A 16,309-nucleotide genomic window follows, 5' to 3' on the forward strand; every position below is an offset into this window, starting at 1 on the left:
ATCTGCCCATGTCCGAGCTGTGCTCCGTGCCGCGCGTCTCGGAGCGCTTTGCCCAGAGCAATGCGCTCGACGAGGATATCGCGCGACTCAAATATGTTTCGGGTAAACGTGAGGAGGCCCTTCGCCGTCTGGGAATTCGGACGGTGGGGGACCTCCTTCTCCATATCCCTCACCGATATCTCGACTTTACGCGCTCCTGGTCCATTGAGATGGCGCCCATCGGTACCGTGTGCACGATTGTCGCCACGGTCGATCGTATCGTTCAAAAGCAGCCCCGTCCGCGTATGCAGGTGACCGAGGTCTCGCTGGTGGACGAGACGGGGGTGCTGCAAGTCGCCTTTTTCCGTCAGCCCTGGATTGCCCAGCAATTTAAGCAGGGCGACCGCCTGGCCGTGATGGGTAAGGTCGAGTTTGCCTACGGCTTTAAGCAGATGGCCTCTCCGCATTTCGAAAAGCTCGAGGAAGGACGTGCCGCGGGTACTATCCTGCCGGTCCATTACGTGAGCGATGGCGTGAGCCAGGCATGGATGCGCCGCATCGTTAGCGGTGCGCTCGAGGTTGTCGGCAATCCCTTCGACCCGATTCCCGCCCGCTTACGCGCCAAGCGCCGCCTGATGAGCAATGCCCGCGCGCTGCGCTCAATTCACTTTCCCTCGAGCATGGCCGAGCGCGATATCGCGCGCCGCCGCCTTGCCTATGAGGAGTGCCTCTGCCTTCAGCTGGCGCTGCGCCTGCGCAACGACGGCGGCTTGGTCGAAGTCGCTCCCTACGCCCATACCGCGGGCGAGCACCTGGCGGCGCTCAGGGAAGCCCTACCGTTTTCGCTGAGCGACGAGCAGGAGGGCGCGTTCCAAGACATCCTGAACGATATGCGTGATGGCGGGCGCGTGATGAACCGCCTGCTTCTGGGCGACGTCGGTACCGGCAAGACGGCCGTCGCCGCCTGCGCGCTGGCTGTCGCGGCCGATTCGGGCACCCAGTCCTGCGTTATGGCGCCAACGGGCGTGCTGGCGCGCCAATATGCCGATAAGACCGGTCCCTTGCTCTCGCAGGCTGGTATGTCCTGGGCGCTCCTGACGGGTGCCACGCCGGCGGCCGAGCGCGAGCAGATCCATGCGCAGTTGGAATCGGGCGAGCTTGACGTCCTCTTTGGCACTCACGCGGTCCTTTCGGATGACGTGGCGTTTAAGCATCTTTCGCTTGTCGTCATCGACGAGCAGCACCGCTTTGGTGTGGGTCAGCGCAATGCCCTGCGTGCCAAGGGCCCGGGTGCCGATCTGCTTGTTATGACGGCGACACCGATTCCGCGCACGTTGGCGCTCTCGGTCTACGGCGACCTGGACACGAGCATCATCCGCCATCGGCCTGTTCCGGGGGCGGGCGTTACGACGCGCGTGCTCACCGAGTCGAGCCGCGACCTTGCCTACGGCGCCATTCGCGAGGCGCGCGAAAAGGGCCAGCAGGCCTACGTGATTTGCCCGCTCGTGGAGCCGAGTGACTCGGCCGATGAGCTGGAAGACGTGCCCGGTATCGCCCGCGACGACGAGGGCCGCGTGACCGTCCCCGTGCCGCTGCACGATACGGCAACCGAGCTCGAACGACTGCGTCTGGCCCTGCCGGGACTTACCATCGAGCGCCTTCACGGCCGCATGCCGGCGGGGGAGAAGGACCGGGTCATCGATGCCTTTAAGCGTGGCGAGATTGATGTGCTCGTCTCGACCACGGTGGTCGAGGTGGGCGTCGACGTGCCCAACGCCACCGTCATGGTCATCGAGAACGGCGAGCGCTTTGGATTGGCGGCCCTGCACCAACTGCGCGGTCGCGTGGGCCGTGGCAGCGTGTCGGGCACCTGCCTGGTCATGACGCACTCCAAGGGCAATGGCGGCGCATCGGCGGCGCAAGACCGTCTCCAGTCGCTCGAAAAGACCTCGGACGGCTTTACGCTCGCCCAGATGGACCTGCGCCTGCGCCACGAGGGCGAAATCCTGGGCTACCGTCAGCACGGCGGCGTGACCTTGCGCTTTGTGGACCTGGACGCCGACGAGGATCTTATCGAATGGGCCCATTTGGACGCGGTCGAGCTCTTGCGGTATGCTTGCAACCTTGACTCCGTGGCGACACGCCCCTTGCGCGACGCGGTCGCCACACGCTATCGACATATCTTTAAGGAGGTCAGCGGAGGATGAGAATCATCGGCGGTGAATGGCGCGGCCGCAAGATCGAAGAGCCGCGTGGGCGCGATGTCACCCGTCCCACGACCGATCGCGTGCGCGAGGCATGTGCTTCCATGGTCATGTCGGCGTTCGACTTCGATTTGGACGAGGTCCGCGTGCTGGATGCCTTTGGCGGCTCCGGCGCCCTGGGAATCGAGATGCTCTCGCGTGGCGCCCGCTCGCTCACCACGTTCGAGATCGATCGCAATGCCGCTCGTCTGATCACCAAGAATATCGAGTCGCTGTGCCGCGACCGCTCGCGCTGGCGCGTCGTTACCGGCGATGTGCTGGCGAGCGCTTCGCGCGGCCGCGTGCCAGGTGGTCCTTTTGATCTGGTCCTGCTCGATCCACCGTATGCCTTTGGCGCCGAGCCGGTCGAGGAGCTGCTGCAAAATTTTTCCCAGCAGGGACTGCTGACGCCCGGGGCCTTTGCCCTGTTTGAGCATGCCGCAACCGATGCGGGCGCTCATCCAGCTGGTTTTGAGACTGTACGAGAGAAGCGCTACGGCATTACCTCGGTTGACTTGCTGCACTGGGTGACCGAGGACGAGAGCGACCATGCTGACGAGAACGAAAATGACGAGGATGCGCCTTCGGAGGACACCCATGAATGACACCATCAACCGCGTGATCGTCCCGGGCACCTTCGATCCCATCACCTTTGGCCATATTGACGTGATCCGCCGAGCCCGCCGCATCTTTCCCAGCGTGATCGTCGCCGTGGCCGAATCGCAGGGTAAAAACGGCGTGGGCACCACCTTTATGCTCGACGAGCGCGTGGCGCTGGCCCGCGAGGCCCTCGGCGATTTGGACGGCGTCGAGGTGCTGCCCTTCACCGGCCTGCTGGTCGACTTTGCACGTGAGCAGGGGGCAGGTGCCGTCGTTAAGGGTCTGCGCGCCATGACCGACTTTGAATACGAGCTGCAGCAGGCCGACCTCAACTATCGCCTGGATTGCGAGCTGGAGTCCATCTTTGTCATGAGTGCTCCGCAGTACGGGTACATCTCGAGCTCGGTGGTGCGCCAGATCGCTTCGCTTGGCAGCGATGTATCGACGTTTGTGCCGCCCAACGTGGTCGCAGCGCTCAAACATCGCTTTTCGTGACGTTTTTTATTGCCTGGTGGCATGTGGTAAACTAACACGATGATATGTTACCTATGAAAGGAGACCGGATGCCGGGCGAGAATTTTCCTGGCGACAGGATCGTGAGTCTTGTCGACGAGCTCGAGGGGCTCATCGAAGAGGCTAAGACGCCGTTCGGCAAGAACGCCCAGATGAAGGTTATCGACGCCGACGTCTTCTTTAACATCCTCGATGAGATCCGCATGAGCTATCCCGAGGAGTGGCAGAAGTCCCGCCGTATCCTCAAAGAGCGCGAGGAGCTTATGGCCTCCGCCGCCGCTCAGGCCGATTCCATCATTGCCGATGCTCAGCAGCAGGCGCTCACCATTGCCGGTGAGCAGGAAATTGTCCGCTTGGCACAGCAGCAGGCCGACGACATCCGCGACCGTGCCCAGCAGTACGAGCGCGAGACGCGCTATGCCGCCGAGGATTACGCCGAGCAGGTCTTTACGCACCTCGAGGAGAACCTTAAGAGCCTGACCGGCACCGTCACCCGTTGCCGTCAGCAGCTCAACGAGGGCGCCGCTCAGCAGAACGGTCAGTGGTAATGGCTGACTTCCCGAGCGTAACCGTCGATCTTTCCGAGCAGCTCGAGTTTCCCGGAGACTCATACCCGCTGACCGGCAAGGTCGATGTCGCCACCTACACGGTGGGCGAGAAGGAGTACCAGCTGCAGGACGGCATTGCCTACGACGTGGTCTTTACCAACGCCGGTACCGGTGTTCTGCTTTCGGGCATGGTCCGCGCTCACGCCACCGGCGAGTGCGATCGCTGCCTGGAGCCCGCCTCGTTTGATATCGCAGGCGAGATCGAGGAGTTCTACCTCTTTGAGGAGCCCGAGGACCCCGAGGCCTACGAAGACGGCTACGAGTTGCTGGGCGAGGATCGCATCGTCGATCTGGGTGAGCCCATCAACGACGCGGTCGTCATGGACACGCCGTTCGTTGTCCTGTGCAAGCCCGATTGCCGCGGCCTTTGCCCCACCTGCGGCATCAATCTCAACGTCGAGCAATGCGATTGCGCCGCCAAGGCGGAGGCCGAATGGGCCGCTGCCACGGAAAATCCATTTGCAGCATTGAAGAATCTCAAGCTTGACGAGTAAAACTGTGGTAGTATCGCTACTTGCGCGTAATCGCCACACTGGATAGTTCATAAGGAAGGTCACTATGCCCGTACCTAAACAAAAGCAGGGTCGTATCCGCACCCATACCCGTCGTTCCGCCAACATGAAGATCTCGGCTGCGGCTCAGTCCACGTGCCCCCGTTGCGGCGCTGTTAAGCTCCCGCACCACGTGTGCCCCAGCTGCGGTTTCTACAAGGACCGCGAGGTTATCGTTACCGAGTAACTGTATACTCTGGATACGATGCCGTTCCAACTGGAACCACAATGGCCGGCTCAATGAGTCGGCCATTTTTGTATAAGGAGCATATGAAATGAGTAACGTTCGCGTTTGTGTAGACGTTGTGGGCGGAGACGAGAGGCCCCAGGTTGTCCTCGACGGTATCGAGGCTGCGCTCGAGGCAGATTCCGAGATCGAGATTTTGGCCGTCGGTCCCGCCGAAATCGTCAACCCCTTTGCCGCAGCGCATGCCCGCGTGGAGGCTCTGGAGGCCCCCGATGTCATCAGCATGGAGGACGATCCCATCCGCGCCGTGATGACTAAGCGCAAGTCCTCGATCGTGCTTGCATGCCGTGCCATTAAGAAGGGCAATGCGGACGCGTTTTTCTCGGCCGGCTCGACCGGTGCCATGACCGCTGCCGCCACGGCCTACGTTACGCCGTTTAGGTATTTGGCAGAGGGTAAGAAGCAGCCGGTCCGTCCGTGCCTGACCAACGCACTGCCCAATCGCGCCGGCGGTCTGACGGTGCTGTGCGATATGGGCGCCAATCCCGATGTCACGGTGGACGACATGGTGCGTTTCGCCCAGATGGGCTCTGCCTATGCCCGCGTGGTTTTGGGCATTGAGCATCCCCGCGTGGGCCTGCTTGCCAACGGCACCGAGGACGAGAAGGGCTCCAACTTTACCAAGTCGTGCTTCCCGGCCATGAAGACCGCGGTTCCCGGCTTTGTGGGCAACTGTGAGGGTACCGACCTTACGTCGGGCAATTTTGACGTCGTGGTCGCCGACGGCATGTCGGGCAACATCGCGCTCAAGGCCACCGAGGGCGCTGCCAAGTTTTTGCTGCAGGAGCTCAAGGGTGCCTTTATGTCCTCGCTCGGCACCAAGATCGCCGCGCTGCTCATCAAAAAGCAGATGCGCGAGATTAAGGCCAAGCTTTCGGGCGACGCCAAGGGCGGCGCGATCCTGCTGGGCCTGCGCGGTGTCGTGTTGATCGGCCACGGCGCCACGTCGGTCGAGGCCGTCAAGAACGGTACGCTTGCCGCGGCCCAGGCCGTACGTGCCGGGCTTGTCCAGGACGTTGCCAATTCCATGGACGGTATCGTTTTGTAAGAGCCCCGTTACGTGGCTCAACCTGTACCGTGTGGGGTAGAATCGGAGCCGTATTGCAACGCGGCTCCGATTGCCGTGTTGTGTTGTGTTCCATGACATACGAGAGGAAGCGCTATGGACCGCTCCGAAATCTTCGATAAGATCGCCGAAATTGCCGCTGACGTGCTGGGCGTCGATGTCGCCGACATTAGCGACGAGACCACTTTTGACGATCTCGATGCCGATTCGCTCGAGCGTCTGCAGTTGGTGACGGCCATCGAGGACGAGTTCGACCTCGAAATCGATGACGAGACCCTGCTGTCGCTCAACTCTGTCGCCGACGCCGTCGACGCGATCGAAAACGCCAAGGAGGCCTAAGTCTTGGCTTTGTCTGAACGACTCACGCGTGCCCAGGAGATCCTGGGCCATGAGTTCAATAATAAGGTGCTGCTGCGCGCGGCGCTCACGCATCCCTCGGCCGTCGAGGGTCAGCCGGTCTCTGCCAGCTATGAGCGCCTTGAGTTTTTGGGCGATTCCATTTTGGGCGCCGTGGTGGCCCGTTCGCTCTTTGAGTCCTATCCCGAGTTTGACGAGGGTAAGCTCACGCGCCTGAAGGTGTCCCTTGTCTCGGGCGCTACGCTGTCCGAGGTGTCGCACGAACTGGGTATCGACGACATCATCATCTTTGGTGCCTCCGAGACCGGTACCGGCGCCCGCGGCCTGCATTCGGCGCTCGAGAACGTCTACGAGTCGCTCGTGGGTGCGTTGTATCTGGATGCCGGTTGGGATGCGGCGGCGGAGTTCATCCACCGTACGCTCAAGCCGCACCTGGCCTCCGAGCGTGCCGAGCACCCCGCGAACCCCAAGTCGTTCTTGCAGGAGTGCGTGCAGGCAGACGGCCACGAGCCTCCCGCGTATAAGCTGGTCGGCTCCGAGGGCCCCGCGCATGCGCCCACCTTTACCGCTGTGGTGCTCATCGACGGTATTCGTCAAGGCCGCGGCACTGGTTCCTCCAAGAAGGAGGCCGAGGGAGCCGCTGCGCTCGAGGCGCTCGACCGCATGGGCTACACCACCAACGGCGTGATTCTCAACAAGAAGCCTGTTTAAGCGAGGAACCGTGTATCTCAAGTCCCTCACGCTCAAAGGGTTCAAGTCGTTTGCCGACCGCGCCCATATGTCATTTGAGCCTGGCCTGACCGTCATCGTCGGTCCCAACGGCTCGGGAAAATCGAACATCTCCGACTCGATTCTGTGGGTCCTGGGCGAGCAGAGCGCCAAGCAGCTGCGCGGCCAGGCCATGGAGGATGTCATCTTCTCGGGCTCGTCGGCGCGCAAGCCGGTGGGTGTGGCCGAGGTTACGCTGGTGCTCGACAACTCGGACCATATGCTTCCCGTCGACTTTGAAGAGGTGGCTATCACCCGCCGCATGTATCGCTCGGGCGAGAGTGAGTACCTCATCAACTCGAGCCCGTGCCGCCTGATGGACATTCAGGACATCCTGCACGATTCGGGCCTGGGCAAGGATACGCATTCCATCATCAGCCAGGGCAAGCTCGATGCCATTTTGCAGAGCCGCCCCGAGGAGCGCCGCGCTCTTATTGAGGAGGCTGCCGGCATCTCCAAGCACAAGCGCCGTAAGGAGCGTGCGCTCAAAAAGATCAAGTCGATGGACGAGCACCTGACCCGTGCCCGCGACATCAATAAGGAGATCGCCCGCCAGCTGCGGCCGCTGGAGCGTCAGGTCGATCGCGCGCGCAAGTACAAAGAGCTGTCCTCGCGCGCGAACGAGCTTACGCAGATGCTGGCCGTCGACGAGCTTCGTTCGCTGCAGTCGCAGTGGAACGACTTGGAGAGCCGCTCTAAGGAGGGCGCCGCCGAGCTGGAGCTCGCGCAGTACCGCCTGGGTGAGAAAGAGCGCGAGCTCGAGAAGCTCCAGGTTATGCTCGAGGAAAAGGGCCTGTTTGTGGGCGATCTGGGCGAGCAGCGCCGCCATATGCAAGACGTGGTCGGCCGCATCAATTCCGATATGCGCCTGCTCGAGGAAAAGGGCCACAACATGGTGTCGCGCCTGTCCGACATGCGCGGCCAGATCTCGAGCTCCGAGCATCAGCGTCGTCGCGTTGTCGAGGAGCTCGAGGATGCACGTGCCCAGCTTGAGGAGGTGACCGGTGCGCACATGCAGGCCCAGTCCGACGTTGACGCCGCCGGTCCTGCTGCCGCCCAGCTCCACGAGCGTCGCGTTGCGCTTGACAATCAGATTTCGCAGCTCACGCGCGAGCAGCGCGATGTGCAGCGTGTGGCCGACAACGCCGCGCTCGAGCTTGCCAAGGTGAAGGACTCGCTGAGCAACGCCGAGGTCGAGGACAACATGTACGCCTCGCGCCTGGAGCAGATCGACGAGCAGCTCGAGGAGGTCACGGCCTCGCTCGAGAGCCGTCGCGACCGCGCTGAGGAGCTCGAAGGCGCGCTCGATCAGGCCCGTCAAGCCCAGGTCGATGCGCGTGAGGCCACCGAGGTCGCTCGTGCGGCGTTGAAGGACTTGCGTAATCGCGAGAGCGAGGCGCGCAACAAACTGTCCGAGGTTCGCTCTGAGCTCGCGAGCCAAAAGAAGCTCGATGCCCGCATGGCAGACAGCTCGCCGCTGGTGAGCCGTCTGATGGGTGCGCTGGGCGATGATGTCTCGGGTCGTCTGGGCGACGTGCTCGAGGCTCCTCGTGAGCTCGAGGGCCTGGTCGAGCAGCTGCTTTCTGGCGATATCGATGCTCTTTTGTTTGATGATGCCGCTACGCTTGAGCGCGCCGGTCGTGCGGCTCTGGACCAAAAGAAGGCCTCGGGCGAGGCGCTGCTGATGGCGCGCGGCGTGAGCGGCGGTGCTGCTGCTAAGGGTGCTGCCGGTTCGCGTCTGGTCGATCGTCTGTCCGTGCGCTCCGGTTATGGCCCGGTTGTCGAGGCCCTGCTCGGCGGCTATTACGTGGTCGATGACTTGGCCGCCGCGCTGGCGGCACCAGTCGTTGACGGTGTGACCTACGTGACTCCCGATGGCGCCCGCGTGAGCTGTGGCGGCCTGGTGCGCGTGGGGCTCGATGCCGGCGAGGCTTCGGGTGCCTTGGAGCGCAAGCGTCGCATTCGCGAGTTAGAGGGCCTGGAGCCCGATCTGGCTGCCGTGTTTGAGCATGTGTCAGACCAGGTCGTCGAGGCCAATGCGGCCGTCGAGGAGGCGCGTGCCGCCGAGGGCGATGCCGCCGGCGAGATCGCCCGTCTTGAGGGCGAGCGCCGCTCGCTGCTTTCCGAGATCGGCCGCTTGGAGCAAAGCGCCAACAATGCCGAGGTCGAGCGCGTGCGCATCTCGAAGCGCCGCGAGCAGGCCGCCGAGGCCGTCCGCGCTGCGCGTCCGCGCGTTGACGAGCTCACCCGTTCGCGCGACGAGGCCCGTGCGCAGGCAAGCGACCTTGGTCTTCAGATTGCCGAAGCCAACGATGAGCTCGATCGCGTGCGCCGTGACGATTCTGAGGCAGCCGGTAAGCTCGCCGATGCCAAGGTCCGCCTGGCTCAGACGAGCGAGCGCCTGCGTTCGCTGAAGGGCCGCGTGCCCGATCTTGAGCATCGTCTGGAGGGCATCGACCGCCGTATCCGCGGAACACGCCAGGCCTCGCGCTCGCTCGAGTTGCTGCGCCTGCGCGTCGACCCCATGCACGAGCGCTATTCGGCCCTGCTGGAGCGCGCGTCGGATTGGGCCGCGCGCCTGCGTGACCAGGCTTCGCTCGAGGAGGCGGACTCGGCCTCGCTCAAGAAGACCATCGAGGACGCCAAGGCCGAGGTCTCCCGCGCCAAGGAGCGGGTCGATGCCGCCACGGCGACGCAAAACGAGTTCAAGGTCGCACGCGGCAAACTCGAGGTGCAGGTAGAGGCGGCCATCAAGGCCATTACCGCCGATGGCACCACGGTGCTCGAGGAAGCTCTCATGCTTCCTGCGCCCACCGACCGCGACGCCGCCGAGCGCGAGCTCAACCAGCTCGTGCGTCAGATCAACAACCTGGGCCCTGTGAACCAGGTTGCGATGGAGGAGTACGAGCAGCTCAAGCGCCGCGCCGATTATATCGAGGAGCAGCTGGCCGATCTGGAGAGCGCGCGCAAGGCGCTCACCAAGATTACCGTGGCCATTGACCGTAAGATGCGTAAAGCCTTCCTGGTGACCTTTGAGAAGGTCGATGCGAACTTCCGCGAGATCTTCGCCATGCTGTTCCCGGGTGGCCAGGCGCATCTGGAGATGACCGACCCCGAGCATCCTGCCGAGACGGGCATCGAGGTCGTGGCGCAGCCGCGCGGCAAGCGCATCACCAAGATGATGCTCATGTCGGGCGGCGAGAAGAGCCTGACGGCGCTCGCCTTGCTCTTTGCCGTGTATCGCACGCGTACGGTGCCGTTCTATGTGCTGGACGAGGTCGAGGCGGCGCTCGATGACGCCAACCTGTCCAAGCTCATCGGCGCGCTCGATGTTTTGCGTTCCGATACGCAGCTCTTGGTTATCTCGCATCAGCGCCGTACTATGGAGGACGCTGACGTCCTCTACGGCGTCTCGATGCAAGCCGACGGCGTCAGCCGCGTCGTCTCGCAAAAACTCGATCGCGAAACCGGAAAGGTCGTGAATGCATAATGGGATTCTTCGATGCTCTCTCGCGCGGACTTGAGCGCAGCCGCGAGGCCCTCAACGAGGTCTTTTATTTTGGCGGCGAGGTCGACGAGGATTTTTGGGAGGACCTAGAGGACACTCTCGTCATGGGTGACATGGGTGCCGAGGTCGCGATTAAGGTGTCCGATGACCTGCGCGATGCCGCGGCCAAGAAGAACCTCAAGACCGCCCCGCAACTCCGTCGCGCCCTGGCCGAGCAGCTCGAGCAACATTTTGTGCCCGCCGAGCGAGATCCGTTCGCCGACACGCCGAGCTGCGTGCTGTTTGTGGGCATTAACGGTGCCGGCAAGACCACCACGGTCGGCAAGATCGCGAGCGCCATGGCTGCCCGCGGCAAGAATGTCGTGATTGGCTCGGCCGATACCTTCCGCGCCGCCGCCATCGAGCAGCTCGATGTGTGGGGCCAGCGCGCCGGCGTCCCCGTCATCAAGCGCGACCGCGGCTCCGACCCGGCGAGCGTTTGCTACGACGTGCTCGACGAGGCCGACAAGCGCGGCAGCGACCTGGTGCTTATCGACACCGCCGGCCGTCTGCACACGAGCCCCGAGCTCATGCGCGAGCTTGCCAAGGTGGTCAACGTGACGCGTAAGCGCGCCGCCAATATGGCCGCCGGCCCCATGCCCGTCTCGGTCGTCCTCGTAATCGATGCCGCGACGGGCCAAAACGGCCTGAACCAGGCGCTCGAGTTTAACGAGGCGTTGGGTCTGGACGGTATTATCATGACAAAGCTGGACGGCACGGCTAAGGGTGGCATCGCCATGGCCGTGGCCGAGAAGCTCAAGCTCCCAATCCTGCGCATTGGCGTGGGCGAGCAGGTCGATGACCTGCAGGAGTTCAATGCCAAAGATTTCTGCCGCGCCCTGGTGGGCGAGTCCAATTAAGGAGTGACTAGTGTTTGATTCTCTGAGCGATCGCCTCAACGACACATTTGACCGCCTGCGCGGCAAGGGTAAATTGACCGAGGCCGATATTACCTCGGCCATGCGCGACATTCGCATGGCGCTGCTCGAGGCCGACGTCAACTTCAAGGTCGTCAAGGAGTTCGTCGCCAAGACCAAGGAGCGCTGCATGACCGCCGAGGTCATGGAGTCGCTGTCGCCGGCGCAAAACGTCGTCAAGATTGTGCTCGACGAGCTCACCGAGATGCTCGGTTCCACCGAGAGCAAGCTCGTCTTTAGCAACCGCATTCCCAATGTCATCATGCTCGTCGGCCTGCAGGGCTCCGGTAAGACTACGGCTGCCGTAAAGCTGGCCTACCTGCTCAAGAAGCAGGGCCGCTCGCCGCTGCTCGCCGCGTGCGATGTCTACCGTCCCGCCGCTGCCGACCAGCTGGCCACGCTCGGCGGAGAGATCGGCGTGCCGGTCTTCCGCGGTGACGGCGAGCACCCGGTCGATATCGCCAAGGGCGCCATTCAGGAGGCCGTCGACCACCTGCGTGACGTGGTCATCGTCGATACCGCCGGTCGTTTGCAGATCGACGAGCAGATGATGCAGGAAGCCGTGGACATCAAGAAGGCCGTCAAGCCCGATCAGGTGCTGATGGTCGTCGATGCCATGACCGGCCAGGATATCGTCAACGTCGTCTCGACCTTTGCCGAGCGGACCGACTTTGACGGCGTGATTATCTCCAAGCTCGACGGCGATGCCCGTGGTGGCGGCGCGCTTTCTGTGCGCCAGGTGACCGGTAAGCCCATTAAGTTCGTGAGCATGGGCGAGAAGCCCGATTCGCTGGAGCCGTTCTACCCCGACCGCATGGCCAAGCGCATCTTGGGCATGGGCGATGTTGTCGGCATCATCGAGAAGGCCCAGGAGGCGGCCGACGCCGAGCAGCTCGAGGCTGCCGAGCGTATGCTGCGCGAGGGCTTTACCATGAACGACATGCTCGACCAGATGAAGGCCGTCAAGAAGATGGGCGGCATGAAGGGCATTCTGGGTATGCTTCCCGGCGGTCAGCGCGCGCTCAACCAGATGGGCGGCAACCTGGACGAGGGCATCTTCGATAAGAACGAGGCCATCATCATGTCGATGACCAAGGAGGAGCGCCTGCGTCCCTCCATCATCAACGGCCAGCGCCGCGCGCGTATCGCCAAGGGCGCCGGTGTGACCCCCACCGAGGTCAATAGCCTTATGAAGCAGTGGGGCGAGATGAACAAGATGATGGGCCGCATGCGCACGATGGCCAATCAGGCACAGGCCGGCGGCAAGAAGGGCAAAAAGGGCAAGAAGGGCAAAAAGATGCGCATGCCCAATATCCCTGGGCTGGACGCTATGGGTCTGGGCGGTATGGGCGGCCTGGGTACGGGCGGTCCCAAGTCCGATATGGAGCTGCTGCGCCAGATGGAAGCGCAGATGCGCAATAAGAAATAGGGCTGTAATTCCAGCTTGATATGGCAAAGGCCACTCGGAAGTTACCGGGTGGCCTTTGTTGTTGGCTTTGATAGTTGGGCTGCGTTCAGTGTCGCGCCCCGAGCTCGCGGTGCCGTGCCGTTAGTGGCAGCCGCAGCCCTCGTGGCCCTCGTGCTCGTGATGGCCGTGGCAACTGCAGGACTCGCCATGTTCGTGGGCGTGGTCGTGGTCATGGCCGTGGCAGTCGCAGGTGGCCTCGCCGGTCTGCGCGAGCGTACCGGCAATGAGGGCTTCGACGCAAGCGTCGCAGTTGCCCTGGGCTCCTGCATAGACCGTGATGCCGGCCTGGGCGAGCGCGTTGATGGCGCCGCCGCCGATGCCGCCGCAGATGAGCGTGTCAACGCCACCGTTGGCAAGCAGGCCCGCCAAGGCGCCGTGGCCGGTGCCACCGGTGTTTACGACCTGCTCGTTGAGCACCTTGCCATCCTGGATGTCGTAGATCTTGAACTGTTCGCTGCGGCCAAAGTGCATAAAGATATTGCCGTCGTCGTACGTCGTTGCCACCCTCATGGTGTCGACCTCCTTTGCTGGCCATGCGGCCGTCGTCGTGGTGATGGGGGAATACGCGATGTTGCCGCCTTCGATGACAATCGCCCGTCCATTGACCAGCGCGTTTGCCACCTTGCGATGTGCGCGGCTGCAGATGGCCGCCACGGTGGCGCGAGCGATACCCATTTGTTGGGCGACTGCCTCCTGATTGAGTCCTTCCAGGTCGCACAGTCGCAGGACCTCGAGTTCGTCGACCGTCATGTCGATGGCATCTCCGCTGGCAAGGCCGTCGGGGGTAAAACCGCGATATTCGGGGATGATCCCAACGCGGCGCAATTTTTCTCGTCTTCCTGCCATTCACTCTCCTTATCTGACATATGTCAACAATAGAATATCGAACGTGCGGATATGCGCAAGGAATTTCTGGCATATGTCAGAAAATGAGGGCTTATGTTTGGGCTGTGGGGTCGCGTGCGCCTAGGCTACAATGAATTTCGCTTATAGGCGACTGACAGGAGGGTCAATGAGCAAGGCTGATCAACAGTTTGTAACCATGTGCCGCGATATCTTGGACCATGGCACCACCACCGAGGGCCAAAAGGTCCGACCGGTGTGGGAGGACGGCACCCCTGCCTATACCATTAAAAACTTTGGCGTTACGGCTCGCTACGACCTGCGTGAGGAGTTTCCCGCGCTCACACTGCGTCGCACGGCGCTTAAGTCTGCCATGGACGAGATCTTGTGGATCTATCAAAAGAAGTCAAATAACGTCCGCGACCTCAACAGCCATATTTGGGATGAGTGGGCCGACGAGACTGGCTCCATCGGCAAGGCCTACGGGTACCAGATTGGGCAGAAAAGCCATTATGCCGAGGGTGACTTTGACCAGATGGACCGCGTGCTGTACGACCTTAAGAACACGCCGTACAGCCGCCGCATCATGACCAACACGTACGTGTTTAGCGACCTGTCCGAAATGCACCTGTATCCGTGCGCGTACAGCGTGACCTATAACGTCACGCAGCGCCCGCAGGACGATAAACCCACACTCAACATGATTCTCAACCAGCGCAGCCAGGACATTTTAGCCGCCAACAACTGGAATGTGTGCCAGTACGCCATTTTGCTGATGATGGTCGCGCAGTCGGTCGATATGATTCCCGGTGAGCTGCTGCATGTGATTGCCGATGCCCACATTTACGACCGTCATGTCGATATTGTCCGTGAACTTATCGAGCGTCCGCAGTTTGCGGCGCCCAAGGTAACGCTTAACCCCGACGTGCACGATTTCTATGCGTTTACGACCGATGACCTCATCGTCGAGGGCTACGAGCACGGCCCGCAGGTCAAGAACATTCCCATTGCGGTGTAGGTGGCGCTCATGACGTGTAAGCTTTCTGCCATCGTCGCCGTGTGTGACGACTGGGGCATTGGATGTGAGGGCGACATGGTGGTTTCCAATCGCGCCGACATGCGCCATTTTGTGGCCTGCACCAAGGGTTGCCCGGTCATTATGGGGCGCAAGACGCTACTGAGTTTTCCTGGTGGGCGTCCGCTCAAAAACCGCCGCAATATCGTGCTCACCCGCGACGAGAGCTTTGCTCCCGAGGGCGTCGACGTGGTGCATAGCATCGACGAGGCGCTCGCTGCGGTTGCCGATGAGCCCGTTGCGTGGGTGATCGGCGGCGGCGATGTCTATCGGCAATTTTTGCCGTACTGCGTGGAGGCCGAGGTCACGCATAACCACTGCGTCCATCCCGTGGACACGTATTTTCCCAATTTGGATGCCGATCCTGCATGGGAAGTTTCGCGGGCTGGCGGGGTTGCCACGATTGCCGCGGGTGAGGGCGACGAAGGTGTCGATTATGAGTTCGTGACGTATCGTCGCGTTGGGGCGTAAATCGCCTGGCGCGAACGGTATCATCGGGTTGATTGAATGCATGGGGCGGCGCTTAGCGTCGCCTCGTTTGGTATAGATGTGCTGTAAAGAAGGGTGCGGGCAGGCTGCTATGACTGATGCCGTTGAGGTTCTGCGAATTGATTCGCTCGAGGACGAGCGGCTCGATGCCTACGTGCGACTGACCGAGCGCGAGCTGCGCTGCGTGCTGGAGCCGCAAAAGGGCATCTTTATCGCCGAGAGTGCCAAGGTTATTGAGCGCGCGGTGCGTGCCAGATACGAGCCGGTGAGCTTTCTTTTGGGCGAACGCTGGCTCGACCAGATGACGCCGCTGTTTGAGCGCCTGGTTGTGCGCGAGGGCGCAGGTCCGGTTCCTGTGTTCGTGGCTTCCATGGAACTCATGGAGCAGCTGACGGGCTTTAACGTGACGCGCGGTGCGCTCGCGGCGTTTCGTCGCCCGCGACAGATTCCGGTTGATGAGTTCTTGGGTGGCGTCGTCGAGGCGGCGGGGGAGCGCCCGGTGCGCGTGTGCGTGCTCGAGGGTATTGTCGACCACACGAACGTGGGTGCGATTTTCCGCTCGGCCGCCGCGCTCAATGTCGACGGTATTTTGGTCAGTCCGACGTGCTGCGACCCGCTGTACCGTCGCTCGGCCCGCGTGAGCATGGGCACGGTGTTTCAGGTGCCGTGGACGCGTATTGGCAGCGAGGCTCGTGTGTGGCCGCACGATGGCCTGGCGGCACTGCACGAAGCCGGTTTTTCGTGCGCTGCGATGGCGCTGACGGACGACTCCGTTTCGCTGGACGATCCCGCGCTCCAGGAGATTGACCGCCTGGCAATCTTTATGGGCACCGAGGGTGCTGGCCTGGGCGCCAAGACCATCGCGGGCTGCGACCGGGCCGTGCGCATTCCGATGGCGCACGGGGTCGATTCGCTCAACGTGGCCGCGGCGAGTGCCGTCGCCTTTTGGCAGCTGTGCCCGCATGTGAGCAATGAGTATCACTACCAGCCGAGTTTGTATCACTAGCCGGGTGTGATATCCGAGTCGTGCCACGGGGG

Annotated in this window: 16 protein-coding genes; 15 read left to right on the forward strand and 1 reads right to left on the reverse strand. The window is 62.3% G+C overall.

Annotated features, from left to right (window positions below):
- The first annotated feature begins 8 nt into the window (after window positions 1-8).
- The 12 genes from recG (at window position 9) to ffh (ending at window position 12,825) form a co-directional block, all read left to right on the forward strand.
- A complete protein-coding gene (gene recG, locus OGM60_04780) occupies window positions 9-2,186 on the forward strand; it encodes an ATP-dependent DNA helicase RecG (GenBank protein UYJ00104.1) in 2,178 nt (725 codons plus the stop codon).
- Window positions 2,183-2,827 carry a 16S rRNA (guanine(966)-N(2))-methyltransferase RsmD gene (rsmD, locus tag OGM60_04785; GenBank protein ID UYJ00105.1) on the forward strand — a complete coding sequence of 215 codons (645 nt, stop codon included), beginning with the start codon at window positions 2,183-2,185 and terminating at the stop codon, window positions 2,825-2,827. Before recG ends, rsmD begins: the two co-directional genes overlap by 4 nt.
- Complete coding sequence (coaD, locus tag OGM60_04790) at window positions 2,820-3,317, forward strand: pantetheine-phosphate adenylyltransferase (protein ID UYJ00106.1); 498 nt, start codon at window positions 2,820-2,822, stop codon at window positions 3,315-3,317. Before rsmD ends, coaD begins: the two co-directional genes overlap by 8 nt.
- 68 nt (window positions 3,318-3,385) lie before the next feature.
- Entirely contained in the window at window positions 3,386-3,883 is a 498-nt protein-coding gene (locus OGM60_04795; GenBank protein UYJ00107.1) for an ATPase, read from the forward strand.
- Entirely contained in the window at window positions 3,883-4,437 is a 555-nt protein-coding gene (locus tag OGM60_04800; protein ID UYJ00108.1) for a DUF177 domain-containing protein, read from the forward strand. The genes OGM60_04795 and OGM60_04800 overlap by 1 nt, the downstream gene beginning before the upstream one ends.
- Window positions 4,438-4,501: 64 nt before the next feature.
- Window positions 4,502-4,681 (forward strand): 50S ribosomal protein L32, encoded by a 180-nt coding sequence (gene rpmF / locus OGM60_04805; GenBank protein UYJ00109.1) that lies wholly within the window; start codon window positions 4,502-4,504, stop codon window positions 4,679-4,681.
- A gap of 88 nt (window positions 4,682-4,769) precedes the next feature.
- On the forward strand, window positions 4,770-5,789 hold the full coding sequence (gene plsX / locus OGM60_04810) for a phosphate acyltransferase PlsX (GenBank protein ID UYJ00110.1): 1,020 nt from the start codon (window positions 4,770-4,772) through the stop codon (window positions 5,787-5,789).
- 114 nt (window positions 5,790-5,903) lie between these two features.
- Window positions 5,904-6,146, forward strand: a complete 243-nt coding sequence (locus tag OGM60_04815; GenBank protein UYJ00111.1) for an acyl carrier protein — start codon at window positions 5,904-5,906, stop codon at window positions 6,144-6,146.
- A 3-nt stretch (window positions 6,147-6,149) separates the two neighbouring features.
- The gene (gene rnc / locus OGM60_04820) at window positions 6,150-6,875 is read left to right on the forward strand and encodes a ribonuclease III (GenBank protein ID UYJ00112.1); all 726 of its coding nucleotides are present in this window, start codon (window positions 6,150-6,152) and stop codon (window positions 6,873-6,875) included.
- A 10-nt stretch (window positions 6,876-6,885) separates the two neighbouring features.
- Window positions 6,886-10,422 carry a chromosome segregation protein SMC gene (gene smc / locus OGM60_04825; protein UYJ00113.1) on the forward strand — a complete coding sequence of 1,179 codons (3,537 nt, stop codon included), beginning with the start codon at window positions 6,886-6,888 and terminating at the stop codon, window positions 10,420-10,422.
- On the forward strand, window positions 10,422-11,339 hold the full coding sequence (ftsY, locus tag OGM60_04830) for a signal recognition particle-docking protein FtsY (protein ID UYJ00114.1): 918 nt from the start codon (window positions 10,422-10,424) through the stop codon (window positions 11,337-11,339). Before smc ends, ftsY begins: the two co-directional genes overlap by 1 nt.
- Window positions 11,340-11,349: 10 nt before the next feature.
- Window positions 11,350-12,825, forward strand: coding sequence for a signal recognition particle protein (gene ffh, locus OGM60_04835; GenBank protein UYJ00115.1), 1,476 nt, complete (start codon window positions 11,350-11,352; stop codon window positions 12,823-12,825).
- 120 nt (window positions 12,826-12,945) lie between these two features.
- Here ffh and OGM60_04840 read toward each other — a convergent pair whose 3' ends face one another.
- Window positions 12,946-13,710, reverse strand: a complete 765-nt coding sequence (locus OGM60_04840) for a DUF134 domain-containing protein (GenBank protein ID UYJ00116.1) — start codon at window positions 13,708-13,710, stop codon at window positions 12,946-12,948.
- 166 nt (window positions 13,711-13,876) lie between these two features.
- Here OGM60_04840 and thyA point away from each other — a divergent pair, with 166 nt between their 5' ends.
- The 3 genes from thyA to OGM60_04855 all read left to right on the forward strand — a co-directional run bounded on the left by thyA (window position 13,877) and on the right by OGM60_04855 (window position 16,277).
- Entirely contained in the window at window positions 13,877-14,725 is an 849-nt protein-coding gene (thyA, locus tag OGM60_04845) for a thymidylate synthase (protein UYJ00117.1), read from the forward strand.
- A 9-nt stretch (window positions 14,726-14,734) separates the two neighbouring features.
- On the forward strand, window positions 14,735-15,253 hold the full coding sequence (locus tag OGM60_04850) for a dihydrofolate reductase (GenBank protein UYJ00118.1): 519 nt from the start codon (window positions 14,735-14,737) through the stop codon (window positions 15,251-15,253).
- A 109-nt stretch (window positions 15,254-15,362) separates the two neighbouring features.
- Window positions 15,363-16,277, forward strand: a complete 915-nt coding sequence (locus tag OGM60_04855) for an RNA methyltransferase (protein ID UYJ00119.1) — start codon at window positions 15,363-15,365, stop codon at window positions 16,275-16,277.
- The last annotated feature ends 32 nt before the right edge of the window (window positions 16,278-16,309 follow it).

Source organism: Coriobacteriaceae bacterium (genome assembly GCA_025757745.1).
Lineage (GTDB): Bacteria > Actinomycetota > Coriobacteriia > Coriobacteriales > Coriobacteriaceae > Collinsella.

What these genes read in the sequence shown, in the direction of transcription:
- plsX (UYJ00110.1), top strand. Translation starts at nt 4,770, where the DNA reads ATGAGTAACGTTCGCGTTTGTGTAGACGTTGTGGGCGGAGACGAGAGG.
- ftsY (UYJ00114.1), top strand. Translation starts at nt 10,422, where the DNA reads ATGGGATTCTTCGATGCTCTCTCGCGCGGACTTGAGCGCAGCCGCGAG.
- recG (UYJ00104.1), top strand. Translation starts at nt 9, where the DNA reads ATGTCCGAGCTGTGCTCCGTGCCGCGCGTCTCGGAGCGCTTTGCCCAG.
- rsmD (UYJ00105.1), top strand. Translation starts at nt 2,183, where the DNA reads ATGAGAATCATCGGCGGTGAATGGCGCGGCCGCAAGATCGAAGAGCCG.
- thyA (UYJ00117.1), top strand. Translation starts at nt 13,877, where the DNA reads ATGAGCAAGGCTGATCAACAGTTTGTAACCATGTGCCGCGATATCTTG.
- coaD (UYJ00106.1), top strand. Translation starts at nt 2,820, where the DNA reads ATGAATGACACCATCAACCGCGTGATCGTCCCGGGCACCTTCGATCCC.
- OGM60_04850 (UYJ00118.1), top strand. Translation starts at nt 14,735, where the DNA reads ATGACGTGTAAGCTTTCTGCCATCGTCGCCGTGTGTGACGACTGGGGC.
- OGM60_04840 (UYJ00116.1), bottom strand. Translation starts at nt 13,710, where the DNA reads ATGGCAGGAAGACGAGAAAAATTGCGCCGCGTTGGGATCATCCCCGAA.
- rpmF (UYJ00109.1), top strand. Translation starts at nt 4,502, where the DNA reads ATGCCCGTACCTAAACAAAAGCAGGGTCGTATCCGCACCCATACCCGT.
- OGM60_04815 (UYJ00111.1), top strand. Translation starts at nt 5,904, where the DNA reads ATGGACCGCTCCGAAATCTTCGATAAGATCGCCGAAATTGCCGCTGAC.
- OGM60_04800 (UYJ00108.1), top strand. Translation starts at nt 3,883, where the DNA reads ATGGCTGACTTCCCGAGCGTAACCGTCGATCTTTCCGAGCAGCTCGAG.
- OGM60_04855 (UYJ00119.1), top strand. Translation starts at nt 15,363, where the DNA reads ATGACTGATGCCGTTGAGGTTCTGCGAATTGATTCGCTCGAGGACGAG.
- OGM60_04795 (UYJ00107.1), top strand. Translation starts at nt 3,386, where the DNA reads ATGCCGGGCGAGAATTTTCCTGGCGACAGGATCGTGAGTCTTGTCGAC.